This window comes from Pseudomonas sp. CBZ-4 (assembly GCF_000346755.1).
Taxonomy (GTDB): Bacteria; Pseudomonadota; Gammaproteobacteria; order Pseudomonadales; family Pseudomonadaceae; genus Aquipseudomonas.
In genome coordinates this window covers 101,187-118,549 of the sequence record NZ_ANNV01000031.1, presented here as the reverse complement: position 1 = coordinate 118,549, position 17,363 = coordinate 101,187, and the positions used below count along the sequence as shown (strand labels likewise).

Genomic DNA, 17,363 nt, shown 5'->3' with positions numbered 1-17,363 from the left:
TCAAAAGCCGCTCCGTATAGTGCGCGCCATCGACGACGGCAACGTTGTTGATGTTGCCCAGGTGGTGAAATTGGTAGACACGCCAGCTTCAGGTGCTGGTGATCGCAAGGTCGTGGAAGTTCGAGTCTTCTCCTGGGCACCAAATTCAGATCAAACCCGCGAAAGCGGGTTTTTTCGTTTCAGGTCTTTGATTTCTAAAGCAAATCCCGATTTATTTTTTTGAATCAGGGGTTTACAGATCTAAAAGCCCGCCGTATAGTTCGACCCATCAGCAGCGGCAACGTTGCTTGATAATGCCCAGGTGGTGAAATTGGTAGACACGCCAGCTTCAGGTGCTGGTGATCGCAAGGTCGTGGAAGTTCGAGTCTTCTCCTGGGCACCAAATTCAGATCAAACCCGCGAAAGCGGGTTTTTTCGTTTCTGACCTCCTAAAAGCTCTTTTCGACTTTGAGTGCCACTTCGGTCTGGCGGTAGGTGTATGCCCAGTCGATGCTGCTCGCGTTGACCGTACGCTTCACGTAAAGGCTGGGCACCAGGCCGGCGAACTTGAATCGCGGTACGGCCAGGTTGGCGATATAGATCTGCTGGCGATCTTCGCGCAGGCCGCCGAGAAAAGCGTCCGCCTCGTCATAACACGTACGCCGGTACAGCGCGGTGGCATTCAGATTGATCCCCACATCAAACATCCGATACAGACCCAGGCTGGCCATGTACTCCTTGTTGCGGGCCGATTCCTGCGGCTGGGTGCGGCGCGTGTAGGTCAGGCCGCCGTACACCAGGGTCTGGCTACCCAGCAGGTAGGAAGCAGAACCGCCCACCATGCGCTCGTCGTAATTCTCGAAGTAATCGCGCTCTTCACCCTGGAAGCGAAAATGCTTCTGTTGCGCCTGGGCGGTAAGTTGCAAGCGCTCGGTCAGTGTGTGTTTCCACTCGGTACGCAGCCCCGTCGCCTGATACTTGTTATGTCGATCACCCCAGTAACTCTCGAACAGCGGTGAGACCGACACATCATCCAGCGCACTCAAGTAGTTGTAGCCAACGTAGATCACACTGGTGTTGTCGTCGTAATAGGTCTGCGGCTCGTCTTCCTTGTGCCGATGGTAGTAATTGCCGTAACTCAACCCGCGCACCAGCAGGTGGTGGTTGCCCTCGATCTGAAAACGCCGCTCGGCCACCGCGTCATACACCAGGCTGGAGGATTTGATTGGCACGGGCATCTTGCGGTTGGTCTCGACGCACTCAAAAAAACTGCACACCTGAGTACGCGTGGTCATGCCGTTGGCCTGGTTGATATTGCTGTTGTAGCCAGTGCCCATCGACACCGAACCATGCCAACTGTCGCGCTCGCGCAATGCGCCTTGATACCCCTCCAGCACCGGCACCACCTGCTCGGGCACCGTGCTTTGCGCCACTTCTTCAAACAACGCCTTGGCTTCGCGGGATTGATTGTCTTCGAACAGCGCTCGCGCCAGCTCCAGCTTCGCCCGGACGAATGAAGGATTTTGCGCCACCGCCCTGCGCAGGCTGGCAATCGCTTCGCGGTAGTGCTTGTCCTGACGGGCCAGCATGCCCTCAGCCATCGACACCAACGCCGGCTCATGGCCGGGCAACTGGCGGTAGCGCTCGACGAACTGGCGCACCTTGGACCACTGCTGCAAATTCAGCGTGACGTAGATCGCAGGGCCGAGGTCTTCCAGGGTGTTCTGTACGTTGTAGGTACGGCCCTCAATGGTGATCAGCGAGGCGTTGTCCTTGGCCGGGTCGGTATCCACCAGATGGGCGCGCTCGCGCTCGGCCATGGTGCGGTCGATCTTGTTCAGCAGTTGCCGGGTGTCGTCTTCATCGGCCCAGGCGGTGCAGGCCAATGAACTCAGGAATAGGGTTAAAGCAAGCCGCAGGGGCAGGCACAGGGGCATGTGGGTCAGATCCAGCGAAGGGACGATGATGAAAAAGGGAGAGATCAACTCTCCCTTTTCTGACGCGGGGTTTTAGTTATTGCTTCTTGCCGCCGAAGGCGACGCTGGTGGCGGTGTTGCCAGTGTTGTAGATACCGGCCATGGCTTCTGCACCGGTGCCGTAGAACTGGCCTTTGATAGTAGTGTTAGCGTTTTGGAACGACCCGTTCGAGGCAATATTGGTACCGCTGAAGTTCACAGTACCTGCACCGCCAGCAATAGAGCCTGCGATGGTGCCAGCGCTGCCGCCGTAGTTGACGTTCAGGGTCCCCGAGGAAACGCTTGGCGCACTTGGATCAAACCGTTTGATACCGACTACGTCGTACTTGGCGTTAACCAAGGTTGGCATGGCGGTCGTCGCGTTTTCACCGGCGTAGAACACCGTACGATTGGCACTGGTCAGGTTGAGGTCCGTGCTGTTATCTGGCTGAACGCCGGTTTTACGCGGCGCCCATTCACCGAAGTACACCTCGACACCCGGCACCTTGGCGATCACTTCACCGCCAAACTGAGGGAAGTTAGGCAGCGGGTCGGAGATCTGGCGATAGGAATACACTTGGGTGCCATAGGTGACGGACGATTTCCAGGTTTCGGAGATCTTCACGCCGTTCATCACGATGTGCGCGGATGTGGTGCCGGCGGTCGGGATCAAAGCGTTGGTTTGAGCGATGGGGCCGCTTTTGAAACTGACAACCTTGCTGACATCCGCCGTGCCACCCACAGCCGTCGGCATAGCAATCCCAACCTCACCAACGCCCTGCATATTGGACGGCAGCACTGAGACATACGTCGTGGAAGAACCACCCGTTACAGTGGCAGCAAAGCTACCCGAAGCGGCCAAAGCAAGAGCAGTAAACGCAAACAGCTTTTTCATAACAACTTCCTAGTTAGAATGATAAAAACCACTGTTTTTGATTAAAAACAGCAAAAAATCAGAATCGGGCAGTCAACCCAAGTTTCAGGGTGCGCCCAGGCGCAGGCATCATTACCCGAGCCAACGGATCGAGGTAATAGCGATTGGTTAAGTTGTTGACACCGAAGTCTACGTCAACATTTTTATTCACGTGATAACTGGCGTAGGTATCGAACACCCAGATCGGGTGCCAGTTAAACGGACGGTTATAACCATCTACATACATCACACCATTACGAATCCAATCCTCCTCATCCTTATTCACAGCGCTGCTGTGATAAACCATGCGCGCGCCCAGTTCCAGACTTTCATTGAACAACCGCACACCGCCATCCATATTCAATGAATACGTCGGCTGCAAGCTGCTGCGAGAGAATGTCGTGGGAAAGCCGGCTGTCACACAGGAAGAGATCGCCGAATTGTAATAAGGATCCAGCGTCGCAGCGTAATCCTTGTCGCACAATTTCTGCTTCAGCCGATAGCTCGCAGAAAAATTATTGAAGTATTTGCCACTGTCGAAACGGGTTTGCAACTCAATACCCGAATACATTTTCTTGTCGTACTGCACAACGTTGAAGTAGTAGTCGCGATCAACAAAATCACGAATCGTATTATCGTAATAGTTTATCTTGAAATCCGCATGACGCAGGCTTTTGAAATAACCGGTCAAGTCATGCACGTAGCCGACCTCCCAATTATACGAATGCTCAGGGCGCATACTGTTGTTCGACACATTGGCCCCCGCGTATCCCGATGCCGCTTGCGTATCCTCGTAAATGGACGGAAACCGAATGAACTCTGTGTAGCGTGCATAGACCCGTGCATGCTCGGTTAAAAAAATCGTCGCCCCTGCCATGGGAGCCCAAGCGCTATCCTTGCGTTTTTTTGGTAGCGCCCATTTATTGGTCGGATCAGCAGCATATAAACCAGCACCCGAGTTTGCACGATTCACAATGTATTTAGCATAGTCCCCCGAAGCGCCTTGAGGATTATTTACCGTCTCCTGCAAATTTATAGCACCATTCAAAAAAGGATTCTGTGAACGATCCAGCGTAAATCCGTTAAACGGAACCTCTACCGTTTCGGTCGTATAACGCACTCCATTTACAGTGTCCTTCGCAAGCATAAAGGGCAGTTCCTCTTCAGGAACTATTTCATCAACAACAAGCTGGTGGGCCGCATCTACATACTGCTGATTCTCCGCATCCGTCATGACCCGCTGATATTCAAACGACTTTCGATCATAACCAGGGTTGACCTGCCAACCCGCATCCTGATTTTCCCGATGCCGCTTAAGCCCCGTATCAAACGAGTTGTAATCGCTGTACCGAGCCCCCGCCGTCAACAACAACCACGACGTCGGCGTCCAGTCCGCACTGAATGCAAAGTTATATTGCTGGCGCTCGCCACTGCGCGGTCCCATGTAGCGATTGCCCCACGTAAATTGAGTCGTCGCCCGTCCTTCCGAAGCATCTTTCTGTTCTAACTTTTCCTCACTGAAGTCACTGGACAGTGTCAACGCAACCTCATCACTCAACTGCAACTTGTTGCTGACGTTCACTCCCCAGCGATCATGCTGGGAAACTTGCAGCGCCTTGGCATAAATCGAATAACGGTCATTGGTGTTCGGCAGTTTCTCCGGTGCCGCCCCACAATTGCCTGCGTTCACACCCGCCTGGCACTGCACATAGTTATTCCAGGCCACGTCCTGATCCTGAAAAGAGCGCGCAGCTATCGCATATACGTCATCACCGTTCTGATGGCGCCGCGTATTGCTGCGGGTCATCCACAGCCCGGTCTTGAGGTCGATCAGCGGGTTTTCCGGGTTCCAGTTGTAGGTCAGGTTATAGGTGTCTTGCTTGAGCTCGCTGTAGGGCATTTGCAGGCCGATGTTGTTCTCACCGGCCTTGGCGAGCCCCACGTAGTAACTGACCAGGTACGGCGAGCTTTCACCGTACTCCGACTCGTTATGCATATAGGACAGCTTCAGGTTTTGCTCATCGGACAGGTAGAACGTGCCCTTGAGCAGAGTGGTGCGCATCTCGCTGGAGGTGTTGGCGACTTCGTGCCCAGGCAAGAACAGGTTCGCTACATAAGACTGTACGTTGGTGTCTCCCGGAAGCCCCGCTGCCTTGGCATCGGCCTTGGCATCATCCAGCCAACTGCTGGTCTGGTAGCGCTTGGCGCCCCCCTTGCCACTGAAATAGTTGCCCTTCTTGCGATAGCTGTAGGCGCCGAACAGGTCGAAGTTCTCTTGGCGCGTACCGGTGGCGAGGCGAAACGAGTTGTCATTGAAGTCGAAGTTGCCGGAGTGTTTGCCGGTGTTGGGACTGAACTCAGTCCCGCCTCCACCTTGGGTAAACATCAGGTTGCCGTCATACCCGGCATAGGCACCCGGAATATCCCGATAGTCGCGCCCGAAGGTCTTCATCCCGGTTTCATCCGGCTTCACCGAATTGGTCCCGGTCTCAGTCTTGAGCTCCAGCGCAAAGGTTTCGCCCGGCCGCAGGATGTCATCCAGGTCGAGGGTCTTGATCTCCACCGAACCACCCACACCGCTCTTGATATCCGGGTTCAGCGATGGCCCCTTCTCCACCGAAATACTGCCGATCATGTTCGGGTCGATGTAATTGCGGTTGGCCACGCCCGCCGAGCCCATCCACACCGCCGTGGCCTGCTCGGTGCCATCAACGGTAACCGGAATGCGCCCTTCGCCCTGGATGCCACGGATGTTCGGGTCCAGCGCGCCGCTGTTGCGCGAGTCGCCGCTGTACACACCGTTGAGTCCCTGGAACACATCCGCCACGCTGGTGCCCTTGTAGCGCTCCAGCTCGGTCTTGCCGACGTAGACGTTGGAGATGTCCTTGGCGAAGACATTGTTCTGCCCGCGCTCATCCTTGGTCTCGAACTCGCCGTTGACTTCGATGGCCTGCAGTTCGTGCTCGGCTTTCTCTTCGACGCCGCCGGGCAGCTCGATGGGATTGGAACCCATCTTGATCGGCGTATCAGCGCAGACATAAGGCGCGGAAAACGCCATCAGAATCGAGCAAGCCAAAGGCTTCAAACGGCTTAAGGACGGGGGTGGGCCAAAGGCGGACATAGCGGGAACCTGTAGTGGTCATGCACTGCGATAGGCCCTCTCGGGCGACGCAGTGATACTACTCACAGATACGAATGAATCTCACTTGGCTTTGTATGCATAACGAAGTAATTCCTATGCAGTCGGCGGTTTTCCCGCGGAACGGCCCTTGAGAAACAATATCGTTTATCATTGTTTCCAGATATGTAGCCGTAAGCGAGGATGTACCCGCATGACGATTCGCAACAAACCCCTGCTGCGCGGCCTGGCCGCTTCTCTGCTGAGCCTGGTGCTTGGCGCCTCCACCGCAATGGCCGCCGACCCGGTCACCCTCACGCTCTACAACGGTCAGCACAAGGAAGTCGGCGATGAACTCGCCAAGGCCTTCGAAGCCAAGACCGGCATTCACGTCAACGTGCGCAAAGGCAGCAGCAACCAGCTGGCCAGCCAGGTCGTCGAAGAAGGCGCGCGCTCCCCGGCCGACGTGATCTACACCGAAGAATCACCGCCGCTGAACAAACTCGGTGAGCAGGGCATCCTGGCCAAGATCGACGCCAGCACCCTCGACGTCTTGCCCAAGGACTACGTCGGCGCCAATGGCGACTGGATGGGCGTGACCGCGCGCACCCGCGTCGTGGCCTTCAACCCGAAACTGATCGCCGAAAAAGACCTGCCCAAGTCGGTGCTGGATTTCGCCGGCCCCGAGTGGCAAGGCAAAGTCGGCTTCGTGCCCACCAGCGGCGCATTCCAGGAACAGGCCGTGGCGATCATCAAGCTGCACGGGCGCGACGCCGCCGAAGAATGGCTGACCGGCCTGCGCGCCTTCGGCAAGGTGTACAGCAACAATATGGTCGCCCTCAAAGCCGTGGAGAACGGCGAAGTGGCCACCGTGCTGGTGAACAACTACTACTGGTTTGCCCTGAAAAAGGAAAAGACCAATCTGGATTCGCAACTGCACTACTTTACCGATGGTGATGTCGGCGGCCTGATCACCGTGTCCTCGGCGGCGGCGCTCAAATCCAGCAAGCACCCCAAGGAAGCCCAGCAACTGCTGGCGTTCATGGCCAGTGAAGAAGGCCAGCGCGTGATCACCAACACCTCGGCCGAATACCCGCTGCGCAAGGGCATGGAATCCAGCCGTGGCCTCAAGCCCTTTAGCGAGCTGCAACCGCCGAAGGTCACCCCCGCCGACCTGGGCAACGCCGAAGAAGCCCTGGACCTGGAACGTGACGTTGGCTTGAACTGATGAACCCGTCGCTCTCCGCCCCCGCCCTGCGCGGGGGGTTCAGCCCACGGCGCAAACGGCCGTCGATCTGGCTGCTGTTGCCCGTGTTGTTCCTGGTGGGCCTGAGCCTGCTGCCACTGGCGTATGTCGGGCTCAAGGCCTGGCAGGCGGGCTGGGCCGAGGCCGTGCATCTGTTGTGGCGCCCGTATGTGTTTGGCCTGCTGCGCAACACCCTGGCGCTGATGGTGGGCGTGACGCTGACGTGCGGCGTGGTCGGGCTGTCGCTGGCGTGGTTGCTGGAACGCAGCAACCTGCCGGGGCGACGCATCTGGGGCGTGATCCTGTGCCTGCCGTTTGCGGTGCCGGCGTTTGTCAGCAGCTTTACCTGGGTGTCGCTGAGCGCCAGCTTCGAAGGGCTCGGCGGCGCGATCCTGGTGATGAGCCTGTCGAAGTACCCGCTGGTGTTCCTGCCGGTGGCGGCGACGCTGCGCAATCTTGATCCGTCTTTGGAAGAGTCCGCGCGCACTCTAGGGCTGAATCGCTGGGGCGTGTTCTGGCGCGTCACCCTGCCCTTGCTGTGGCCATCGCTGCTGGCCGGGGCGCTGTTGATTGCGTTGCATATGCTGGTGGAATTCGGCGCGTTGTCGATCATCGGCTTGCAGACCTTCACCACCGCGATCTACCAGCAATTCGAACTGGAATTCAGCAACGCCAATGCGGCGATGCTCTCGGCGGTATTGCTGGTGATGTGCCTGACGCTGCTGTGGCTGGAGCTGCGCGTACGCGGCAAGGGCCGCCACGTGCGTATCGGCCAGGGCGCGGCGCGGCATGCCGAACAGGTGCGCCTGGGCAAGTGGGCGCCGCTGGGGCAAGTCTATTGCCTGACGCTGGCGATCATCGGCAGTGGCATTCCGCTGGGGATGCTCGGCTATTGGCTGGCGGTCGGTTCGTCGGCAGCGTTTCCGGTGGCGGCGATCAGTGAGGCGCTGCTGTCCTCCCTGGCGCTGTCCCTCGGCGGCGCCGCGCTGTGCCTGGTGCTGGCGGTGCCGGTCGGGCTGCTGGTGGTGCGTTACAAAGGCCAACTGGCGATCTGGGCCGAGCGCTTGCCGTACCTGCTGCACGCCCTGCCCGGCTTGGTGATTGCGCTGACGCTGGTGTATTTCGCGCTGCATTACGTGCCGGCGCTGTATCAGACGTCGGCGCTATTGCTGATTGCGTATGCGCTGCTGTTTTTGCCCTTGGCCCAGGCGCCGATCCGTACGGCGTTGAACAAGGCGGCACCGCAATTGGAAGAGGCTGCGCGCACCTTGGGCGCGTCGTCGTTCAGCGCGTTTTGCCGGGTGACCTTGCCGATTATCTTTCCGGCGTTGGGGGCGGCGTTTGCGTTGGTGTTTCTGGATGCGATGAAGGAATTGACGGCGACCTTGCTGCTGAGCCCGACGGGGTTGAATACCCTGGCGACGGCGGTGTGGGCGCATACCTCGAATGTGGAGTTTGCGGCGGCGGCGCCGTATGCGGCGTTGTTGATTTTGGTTTCTGGGTTGCCGGTTTATTTGCTGACGACGCGGATGTATCTGAGCCGCTGAGACCGCTATCGCAGGCAAGCCAGCACCTTGCCACTGGCGGTCGTCTCCACCACCGCCTGCGCCGCACGCTCGGCCTGGGCATGGATCACCTCGACCCGCCCACGCACCGCCTGCGCGCCCTGCGCCTGGTGCTCAGCAGCACGCGTCGCCAACCCAATCGCCGCATGCACTTGCTCCACCGAAGCCTGCACCGTCTGTTGCAAACGCACACTGTCACGCAGCACCAGCAAACCTTTATTGGCCTGGCGCCCGGCCTTGCCGATGGTTTCCACCGCTTCCCGCGCACCTTGCTGCAACGCGACGATATGCGCCTGGATATCACCGGTGGAGCTCTGGGTCTTGCTGGCCAGCGCACGCACTTCGTCCGCCACCACCGCAAACCCACGCCCGGTCTCGCCGGCACGCGCAGCTTCAATCGCAGCGTTGAGCGCCAGCAAGTTGGTTTGCTCGGCGATGCCGTGGATCACCGTCAACACCACTTCAATCTGTTCGCTCTGCTGCGCCAGGCGCTCGATGACCTTCGAGCCGGCCTGCACCTGCCCCGCCAGCGCTTCGATCAGCTCGCCCACTTCGGTGGAGGTGCGCGAGTTTTCATCGGTGGCCTGGCGAATATCCACCACTTGCTGCAATGCAGCCTGCATCGCATGGCTTTCGGCCTGGGCTTCGTCGGCCATTTGCGACAACGCGCGCAGGCTCTCGGCAACTTCGTCGCGCTGCAAGCCGGCGGCCGCGTCGGCGCCGGCGTTGCGCAGGGTCATGGCGCCGATTTCCACGCCGGTGCGCTGGGCCACATCGCCCGCTTCACGCACGATGGGCTGCAACTTATCCACAAAGCGATTGACCGCCGAGGCCATGTCGCCGATTTCGTCCTTGCTGCTGATTTGCACACGCTTGGTGAGGTCGCCCTCGCCCGCCGCGAGGTCGTCCATGGCGGCAATCAACAGCTTCAGGCGATTGACCACACGCCGGCCGAGCACGATGGCGATCAGCAGCAATACACCCAAGCCAACCAGGGCCAGGCCCATGCCGATGCGCCAGCGCAGAGTGCCGGCGGCTTCCTGTACGGCGCTGGTGGTGTTGGCGGTCATCTGGGTGGCGGTGGCTTGCGCCGATTGCAGGCGCGCGCCCATGGCCGTCGCGCTGTCGGCGGCGGCGCCCTTGAGGCTGTCGCCGACCAGTTGGTCGCCGCTGGCGATCAGGGCGGCGAAACGCTTGTCCAGCGCTTGCAGGTCAGCCTCTACCGAAGCGGTCGAGACGCCCATGAGCACCTTGCCGATTTCCACGCCGTTGGGGCTGATCGACGCCTCGACGTAGTACACCGACGGGTCGTTCTTGGCGGCATTCAAGACTTTGTCCAAGGCGCGGTCGCCCTGGCCTTTTTCCAACAGGGCCTTGTTGATCGGGTTTTCCCGGTTCAGGTAGCGGGTCAGGTGCTCACCCGTCGCGTCGTCGTAGACCACAAACAACACGTTGGGATTGCGCTGGGCACGCCGGGCGAATTCCGACAATGTCGGCACATCGCTGTCCCACATGGCGCGCGGCGCCACCGAAGCCAGCAGTTGGGCCATGTCATTGGCGGAGTCTTTCAGGTCTTTTTCCAGGGTCGCACGCAGTTGCTTCTGCTCTTCCTGCAGGCGCGTCGACAATCCTGCCGTCAGACGCTGGCGCGTGCTCGTCGACAAGCTGTCCAGGCTGGACGTGACTTCCTTGCCCGCCTGCGCCAATTCGCCAGACAGTTTCTGGCTGTCGATGCCCAGGCGATTGCTCAAATCGGCTTCCAGCGCGGTCACGGTGCTCCGCGTCAGAGCGACGGCCACCAGCACTTGCACCAAAAGGGCGATACCTAGGGTAACGAACACCGGCCGCAACAGACGGCTTTGTAACAATGAGAGAACGGCAGACATCGGGAATCCCTCCACCACGGGTGCCATTAAATTGATAGCACCGCGAAAGAGACAACCGAAGCAAAGGTCGTGCCGCCCGGACGGCAGAAACGACAAAGGGCTCCCGAAGGAGCCCTTTGCTTTTTACATCAACAGCTTATTACGCGAACGGGTGACGCAGAACGATGGTCTCGTTGCGGTCCGGGCCCGTCGAAATAATGTCGATCGGTGCGCCGATCAGCGCTTCAACACGCTTGATGTAGGCACGGGCGTTAGCCGGCAGTTCTTCCAGGGTCTTGGCGCCCACGGTCGATTCGGTCCAGCCCGGCACTTCTTCGTACACAGGCTGCAGGCCTACGTAGCTGTCGGCGTCGGTCGGGGCAACATCATTACCGTTGGCGTCTTTGTAGCCGACGCAGATATTGATGGTTTCCAGGCCGTCGAGTACGTCCAGCTTGGTCAGGCAGATGCCCGAGATGCTGTTCACATCGATAGCGCGACGCAGGATAACGGCGTCGAACCAGCCGCAACGACGGGCACGGCCGGTGGTTGCGCCGAACTCGTGGCCTTGCTTGGCCAGGTGCGCGCCAACGTCGTCGAACAGCTCAGTCGGGAACGGACCCGAACCTACACGGGTGGTGTAGGCCTTGGTGATGCCGAGGATGTAGTCCAGGAACATCGGGCCAACGCCGGAACCGGTGGCAACGCCGCCAGCGGTGGTGTTGGAGCTGGTCACGTACGGGTAGGTGCCGTGGTCGATGTCCAGCAGGGAGCCTTGGGCGCCTTCGAACATGATGTCTTTGCCGGCGCGACGCAGGTCGTGCAGCTCAGCAGTCACGTCCAGCATCAGCGGCTTGAGCAGCTCGGCGTATTCCTTGCACTCGGCCAGGGTCTTGTCGAACTCGATGGCTGGCTCTTTGTAGTAACCGACCAGCATGAAGTTGTGGTAATCCACCAGCTCACGCAGCTTGTCTTCAAAGCGCGGCATGTTGAGCAGGTCGCCCACACGCAGGCCACGACGTGCAACCTTGTCTTCGTACGCCGGGCCGATGCCGCGACCGGTAGTCCCGATCTTCAGCTCGCCACGGGCCTTTTCACGGGCCTGGTCCAGCGCAACGTGGAAGGACAGGATCAGCGGGCAGGACGGGCTGATACGCAGGCGCTCGCGCACCGGTACGCCTTTCTCTTCCAGCTTGATGATCTCGCGCAGCAGGGCGTCAGGTGCAACCACCACGCCGTTGCCGATCAGGCACTGCACGCCTTCGCGCAGCACGCCCGACGGGATCAGGTGCAAGACGGTTTTTTCGCCATCGATGACCAGGGTGTGGCCAGCGTTATGGCCACCTTGGTAGCGCACTACGGCGGCAGCATGTTCGGTCAGCAGATCAACGATCTTGCCTTTGCCCTCATCACCCCATTGGGTGCCCAGGACTACGACATTCTTACCCATAACACTTGTCCTCATTCGCGCAAACTTGGTGCCGGCGATGGCCGGCAGGAAAACTCAAGAAGCCAGTGGCGATACTTGCCAAAGCCCGTTCTGCTGAATCAATTGCCGGTCGCAGTCCGCTTCACGGGCGGCGGCCAATGGCTGCCCAGGCAAGGCCTGGACGACACGCTGACCCTCACTGCGCAACTGGCAAACCTGCTGCCAGAGTGCTGCGTCCGTACTGTCGGGCATCCAGATGCCACCAGACGGTAGCTCGACCTCAGCACGCCCCAGGGTCACCAGGGTTTTCAAATCGGTAGAGAAGCCAGTCGCCGGACGGGCGCGACCGAAGTCGGCGCCGATGTCGTCATAACGACCGCCTTGGGCGATGGCTTGGCCAACGCCCGGTACAAACACCGCGAACACCACACCGGTGTGGTAGTGGTAGCCGCGCAACTCACCCAGGTCAAAGTACAGCGGCAGCTCCGGGAAGCGCGCCGACAACCGCTCGGCAATCGCCAGCAGGTCGTCCAGCGCAGCCAGTACCGGCGCCGGCGCCTTGGCCAGACGCTCGCGCGCCGATGCCAGCACTTCACGACCGCCGCACAGGTTGACCAGTGCACGCAGCATCTCGGCCAAGTCCGCCGGCACGCCTTCGGTCAAGGCGATCACTTCATCGATGGCCTTGCGTTGCAGGGCATCGAACAGCTGTTGTTCCACTTCACCGGATAAGCCGGCCGCACGCGCCAGGCCACGGTAGATACCGACGTGGCCCAGATCCATGTGGACATCCGGCACGTCAGCCAGTTGCAGCATGGCCAGCATCAAGCTGATCACTTCAACGTCGCTGCTCGGGCTGGCATCGCCGTACAACTCGGCGCCCAACTGGATCGGGCTACGGGAAGACGACAATGCACGCGGCTGCGCATGCAGCACGCTGCCGGCGTAGCACAGGCGGCTCGGGCCTTCGCGACGCAGGGTGTGCGCATCGATGCGCGCCACTTGCGGCGTGATGTCGGCACGGAAACCCATTTGCCGGCCCGATTGCGGGTCGATGACCTTGAAGGTGCGCAGATCCAGGTCCTGGCCCGCGCCGGTCAGCAGGGATTCCAGGTACTCGATATGGGGGGTCACGACAAACTCGTAACCCCAGCTCTGGAACAGATCCAACACCTGGCGACGCGCTACTTCAATGCGCGCAGCTTCTGGTGGCAGTACTTCTTCGATGCCATCTGGCAGCAGCCAGCGGTCTACCGTTGCCATTACGCCAATCCCCTTTGATCCGGGCGGCCAGCCCTCGGCCGAGCCTTGAGTGAAGCAGAAAATACCCGCCCCCTGCATAAACCACGCGCAAGAGCGACGTGACGAACGGCCTGTAATCGGCCTCGTCGGGCACTTTCCTCGAAAAACCTGTCACGCCTGCCGAATCAAACATGCAGACGCAAAAAAGCCGGGAATTTCCCGGCTGCCGCATCATACACCCGTTTTCTGAAAGGATCACCCCGCCAGGCGTTTTAGCCGCCCGACGGAGTGCGTCCTACCCAGTGACGAGCTGATTACTTGGATTTTTCCAGGTAGCGGAAGAAATCGCTACTTGGGTCCAGCACCATGACGTCGGTTTTGTTCGCGAAGCTTTCACGGTAGGCGCGCAGGCTACGGTAGAACGCGTAGAACTCCTGGTCCTGGCCGTAGGCCTTGGCGTAGATCGCGGCGGCCTGGGCATCACCGTCACCACGGGCCACTTCGGACTCGCGATAGGCTTCTGCCAGCAGTACACGGCGCTGACGGTCAGCATCCGCACGGATACCCTCGGCCAGCTCGTTACCCTTGGCGCGGTGCTCACGAGCCTCACGCTCACGCTCGGTGCTCATACGCTCAAAGACGCTGCGGTTCACTTCCTTCGGCAGATCAATGGCCTTGACCCGAACATCGACTACTTCGATGCCCAGCTCTTTTTCCGCCATTGCATTCAACGAACGTGTGATGTCAGCCATCAGCGCGTCACGTTCACCGGACACCACCTCGTGCAGGGTGCGCTTACCAAACTGGTCACGCAGGCCCGACTCAAGACGACGCGACAAACGATCGTCGGCGAGTTGCTTGATACCGGAGGTCGCCGTGTAGAAACGCTCGGCATCCTTGACGCGCCACTTGGCGTAGGCGTCAACCATCACGGCTTTCTTTTCCAGGGTCAGGAAGCGCTGCGTCGGTGCATCCAGGGTCATCAGGCGCGCATCGAACTTGCGCACCTGGTTGACGAAGGGGACTTTCACATGCAGGCCCGGCTGGACATCCGCCTGGACCACGCGACCGAATTGCAGCATCACCGCGCGCTCGGTCTGAGACACGATGTAGAAGCAGTTCCAGGCCGCGATGACCACGACGACGCCCACAATCAGGGCGGTCAGCGATTTATTGCTCATCAACGACTCTCCCTGCTACGTGTTTGCTGTTGCAGCAAGTCAGCGGCCGCACGGGCGCTCGCTTCGTTGGCAGCGGCTGTCGAACCGGTGGCCGGTGCGCTGGTGCTGCTACGACCACCTTCGATCATCTTGTCCAGCGGCAGGTACAGCAGGTTGTTCTGCCCACCCTTGTTGCCGGTCACGAGAACCTTGCTGGTGTTGCTGAAGACTTCCTGCATGGTGTCCAGGTACAGACGCTCACGGGTAACTTCCGGTGCCTTGCGGTACTCGGCGACCAGTTTGGTAAAGCGATCTGCTTCACCCTTGGCGCGGGAGACCACTTCGTCACGGTAACCGTTGGCATCCTCAAGGATACGCTGGGCCTGACCACGGGCTTCCGGCACGACGCCGTTGGCGTAGGTTTCAGCCTGGTTGCGCGAACGCTGCTCGTCTTCACGGGCGCGGATCACGTCATCGAAGGCTTCCTGCACTTCACGCGGTGCCGCTGCGCTCTGTACGTTCACTTGGGTCACGGTGATACCGGTGCGATAGGTATCGAGGAAACGCTGCAGGCGTTCCTTGATTTCGCTGGCCATCAGTTCACGACCTTCGGTCAGCACCTGGTCCATGGCGGTGGAACCCACCACATGGCGCAGGGCGCTTTCGGTCGCGTGCTGCAGGCTGACTTCAGGCTGATCGACGTTCAGCACGAAGTCTTGCAGGTTGCTGATCTTGTACTGCACGGTCAGCGGCACTTCGACGATGTTCTCGTCTTCGGTCAGCATCTGGCCCTGCTTGGTATAGGCACGCTCACGCGTGACGTTTTCCATGTACTTCTTGTCGATCGGCGGGAAGTAGATGTTCAGGCCCGGGCCGACAGTCTCGTAGTACTTGCCGAAGCGCAGCACCACGGCTTGTTCCTGCTCGTCCACGACATAGACGGCGCTGTACAGCCAGACGGACGCCAGCACGACAAGACCCAGGCCCAGCAGGCCATAGCCGCCGCCCTTGCTTGTGCGACCGCCATCGTCACCACCACGTTTTTTTCCACCACCGAACAACCCATTCAGGCTTTCCTGCAGCTTTCGGAAGGCTTCGTCGAGATCTGGTGGCCCCTTGCGGTCGCCATTATTGCGGCGTTTACCACCCCAAGGATCCTGATTATTCGAGTTGCCACCCGGCTCATTCCAAGCCATAGCGCTCTCCATCTGATAAAGCAAAGACGCACCCACGGCGCGCCGACCAATGCTACAGAATGCCTGCTACTGCGGCACAACCGCTTTCGGAGGCTTTTATTGCAAAGTGTGTTGTTCGATGAACTCTGTCGGTACAACGCCTTCACGACTGACCAGCCGATTAAGCTCCGTGCGCGGCAATCGAACGGCCAGCAAGCTGACACCTTCTTCGTCGTATTCTTCTTTCTGTACTGCGCCCAGCTCGAAGAACTGTGCACGCAGTCGAGCAAAACGCTGGGGCAAGCGCAAGGTGCCGACGAACAAATCACTGCCAAGCAACTCGGCAATGGCTTGTTCAAGCAGCTCCAGACCACTGCCATCACGCGCCGACAGCCAGACCCGCTGGGGCTTGCCGTTCTCATCGCGCTGGATTTGTGGCTCAACGCCTTCAAGCAAATCGAGTTTGTTATAGACCTCGAGGATCGGCAAGTCCTGGGCACCAATCTCGCCCAGCACCAGCATCACCTGCTCGATCTGCAACATGCGATCCGGTTCGGCCGCATCGATCACGTGCAACAGCAGGTCGGAATTGCTCGACTCTTCGAGCGTAGACCGAAATGCCTCGACCAGCTTGTGGGGCAAGTGACGAATGAAACCCACGGTGTCGGCCAGGACAATCGGCCCCAGGTCGTCCAGATCCAGGCGACGCAGGGTCGGGTCGAGCGTGGCGAACAACTGGTCGGCCGCATAGACGTCGGATTTGGTCACGTTGTTGAACAGCGTGGACTTGCCGGCGTTGGTATACCCCACCAGGGACACGGTAGGGATATCCGCGCGGGAACGACCACGGCGCGATTGCTCGCGCTGGCTGCGCACTTTCTCGAGGCGGCCCTTGATCTGGCGCAGGCGCACCCGCAGCAGGCGGCGGTCGGTTTCCAGCTGGGTTTCACCCGGGCCACGCATGCCGATACCGCCACCTTGACGCTCAAGGTGAGTCCAGCCGCGAACCAGCCGGGTGCTCATGTGGTCAAGCTGGGCCAGTTCAACCTGGAGCTTGCCTTCATGGGTACGGGCGCGTTGGGCGAAAATATCGAGAATCAGACCGGTACGGTCGATCACGCGACACTCGAACACACGTTCGAGGTTACGTTCCTGACTGGGCGTGAGGACGTGATTGAAGATCACCAGATCGGCTTCTTCGGCGTGGACCAGGTCGCGCAATTCCTCGACCTTGCCGCTGCCAATCAGGAATTTGGCGGTTGGCCGATGACGCGGTACGTTAAAAAACGCAACGGTCTCGGCGCCGGCCGAATTCGCCAACTCCTGAAACTCCTGCGGATCTTCGCGCGCCTCAGGGTCCTGTCCATCCAAGTGAACGAGGATTACCCGCTCACCACCACCGTGGCGCTCAAAGAACAAAGGAGACTCCTATCAGGCGTTACCTGGCTCAGCGTCAGCTGCTTCATCACCCGCTGCGCTTGGCAGACGGATTGGACGCACTGGAACGACTGTCGAGATAGCGTGCTTGTAGACCATCTGGCTGACGGTGTTTTTCAGCAGGATCACGAACTGGTCGAACGACTCGATCGTGCCTTGCAGCTTGATACCGTTGACCAGGTAGATGGAAACCCCCACTTTCTCTTTACGTAAAGTATTCAAGTAAGGGTCTTGTAGCGAATGCCCTTTTGACATGTGCCGCACTCCTTTAAGGATCAA

The 17,363-nt window shown here is 59.5% G+C and carries 11 protein-coding genes, 2 tRNA genes and 2 pseudogenes; 4 read left to right on the top strand and 11 right to left on the bottom strand.

The window, feature by feature from the left end:
- Positions 1-55 precede the first annotated feature (55 nt).
- Positions 56-142: transfer RNA gene (locus B348_RS0104530), tRNA-Leu, on the top strand.
- A 153-nt stretch (positions 143-295) separates the two neighbouring features.
- Positions 296-382: transfer RNA gene (locus tag B348_RS0104525), tRNA-Leu, on the top strand.
- Positions 383-428: 46 nt separating this feature from the next.
- Here B348_RS0104525 and B348_RS0104520 read toward each other — a convergent pair.
- The 3 genes from B348_RS0104520 to B348_RS0104510 are packed head-to-tail and all read right to left on the bottom strand — an operon-like array spanning position 429 to position 5,968.
- Complete coding sequence (locus B348_RS0104520) at positions 429-1,964, bottom strand: surface lipoprotein assembly modifier (protein ID WP_256204089.1); 1,536 nt, start codon at positions 1,962-1,964, stop codon at positions 429-431.
- A gap of 28 nt (positions 1,965-1,992) precedes the next feature.
- Positions 1,993-2,829, bottom strand: a complete 837-nt coding sequence (locus B348_RS0104515) for a Slam-dependent surface lipoprotein (RefSeq protein WP_026136557.1) — start codon at positions 2,827-2,829, stop codon at positions 1,993-1,995.
- 58 nt (positions 2,830-2,887) lie between these two features.
- The gene (locus B348_RS0104510) at positions 2,888-5,968 is read right to left on the bottom strand and encodes a TonB-dependent receptor domain-containing protein (protein WP_026136556.1); all 3,081 of its coding nucleotides are present in this window, start codon (positions 5,966-5,968) and stop codon (positions 2,888-2,890) included.
- Positions 5,969-6,179: 211 nt separating this feature from the next.
- Between B348_RS0104510 and B348_RS0104505 the strand changes: the two genes are divergently transcribed.
- Entirely contained in the window at positions 6,180-7,193 is a 1,014-nt protein-coding gene (locus B348_RS0104505; RefSeq protein WP_017734966.1) for an extracellular solute-binding protein, read from the top strand.
- A complete protein-coding gene (locus tag B348_RS0104500) occupies positions 7,193-8,758 on the top strand; it encodes an iron ABC transporter permease (RefSeq protein WP_017734965.1) in 1,566 nt (521 codons plus the stop codon). Before B348_RS0104505 ends, B348_RS0104500 begins: the two co-directional genes overlap by 1 nt.
- Before the next feature lie 5 nt (positions 8,759-8,763).
- Here B348_RS0104500 and B348_RS1000000132145 read toward each other — a convergent pair.
- From B348_RS1000000132145 to hfq, 8 genes and pseudogenes are all read right to left on the bottom strand, one after another.
- Positions 8,764-9,222: pseudogene (locus B348_RS1000000132145) on the bottom strand (methyl-accepting chemotaxis protein); the annotation flags it as partial.
- A 411-nt stretch (positions 9,223-9,633) separates the two neighbouring features.
- A pseudogene (locus B348_RS1000000132140) lies at positions 9,634-9,687 on the bottom strand (hypothetical protein); the annotation flags it as partial.
- 1,114 nt (positions 9,688-10,801) lie between these two features.
- Positions 10,802-12,091, bottom strand: a complete 1,290-nt coding sequence (locus tag B348_RS0104490) for an adenylosuccinate synthase (RefSeq protein WP_017734963.1) — start codon at positions 12,089-12,091, stop codon at positions 10,802-10,804.
- 54 nt (positions 12,092-12,145) lie between these two features.
- The gene (locus B348_RS0104485; protein ID WP_017734962.1) at positions 12,146-13,333 is read right to left on the bottom strand and encodes an ATP phosphoribosyltransferase regulatory subunit; all 1,188 of its coding nucleotides are present in this window, start codon (positions 13,331-13,333) and stop codon (positions 12,146-12,148) included.
- Positions 13,334-13,626: 293 nt separating this feature from the next.
- A complete protein-coding gene (hflC, locus tag B348_RS0104480) occupies positions 13,627-14,493 on the bottom strand; it encodes a protease modulator HflC (RefSeq protein ID WP_017734961.1) in 867 nt (288 codons plus the stop codon).
- Positions 14,493-15,668: an FtsH protease activity modulator HflK gene (hflK, locus tag B348_RS0104475; RefSeq protein ID WP_017734960.1), complete on the bottom strand. Its 1,176-nt coding sequence runs from the start codon at positions 15,666-15,668 to the stop codon at positions 14,493-14,495. Before hflK ends, hflC begins: the two co-directional genes overlap by 1 nt.
- A 96-nt stretch (positions 15,669-15,764) precedes the next feature.
- Positions 15,765-17,066 (bottom strand): ribosome rescue GTPase HflX, encoded by a 1,302-nt coding sequence (gene hflX / locus B348_RS0104470; RefSeq protein WP_017734959.1) that lies wholly within the window; start codon positions 17,064-17,066, stop codon positions 15,765-15,767.
- 12 nt (positions 17,067-17,078) lie between these two features.
- Entirely contained in the window at positions 17,079-17,339 is a 261-nt protein-coding gene (hfq, locus tag B348_RS0104465; protein ID WP_016976904.1) for an RNA chaperone Hfq, read from the bottom strand.
- Positions 17,340-17,363: the final 24 nt, after the last annotated feature.

Coding starts and splice junctions, on each gene's coding strand:
- B348_RS0104485 (WP_017734962.1), bottom strand. CDS start 13,333: ATGGCAACGGTAGACCGCTGGCTGCTGCCAGATGGCATCGAAGAAGTA.
- hfq (WP_016976904.1), bottom strand. CDS start 17,339: ATGTCAAAAGGGCATTCGCTACAAGACCCTTACTTGAATACTTTACGT.
- hflC (WP_017734961.1), bottom strand. CDS start 14,493: ATGAGCAATAAATCGCTGACCGCCCTGATTGTGGGCGTCGTCGTGGTC.
- B348_RS0104500 (WP_017734965.1), top strand. CDS start 7,193: ATGAACCCGTCGCTCTCCGCCCCCGCCCTGCGCGGGGGGTTCAGCCCA.
- B348_RS0104490 (WP_017734963.1), bottom strand. CDS start 12,091: ATGGGTAAGAATGTCGTAGTCCTGGGCACCCAATGGGGTGATGAGGGC.
- B348_RS0104510 (WP_026136556.1), bottom strand. CDS start 5,968: ATGTCCGCCTTTGGCCCACCCCCGTCCTTAAGCCGTTTGAAGCCTTTG.
- B348_RS0104515 (WP_026136557.1), bottom strand. CDS start 2,829: ATGAAAAAGCTGTTTGCGTTTACTGCTCTTGCTTTGGCCGCTTCGGGT.
- hflK (WP_017734960.1), bottom strand. CDS start 15,668: ATGGCTTGGAATGAGCCGGGTGGCAACTCGAATAATCAGGATCCTTGG.
- B348_RS0104505 (WP_017734966.1), top strand. CDS start 6,180: ATGACGATTCGCAACAAACCCCTGCTGCGCGGCCTGGCCGCTTCTCTG.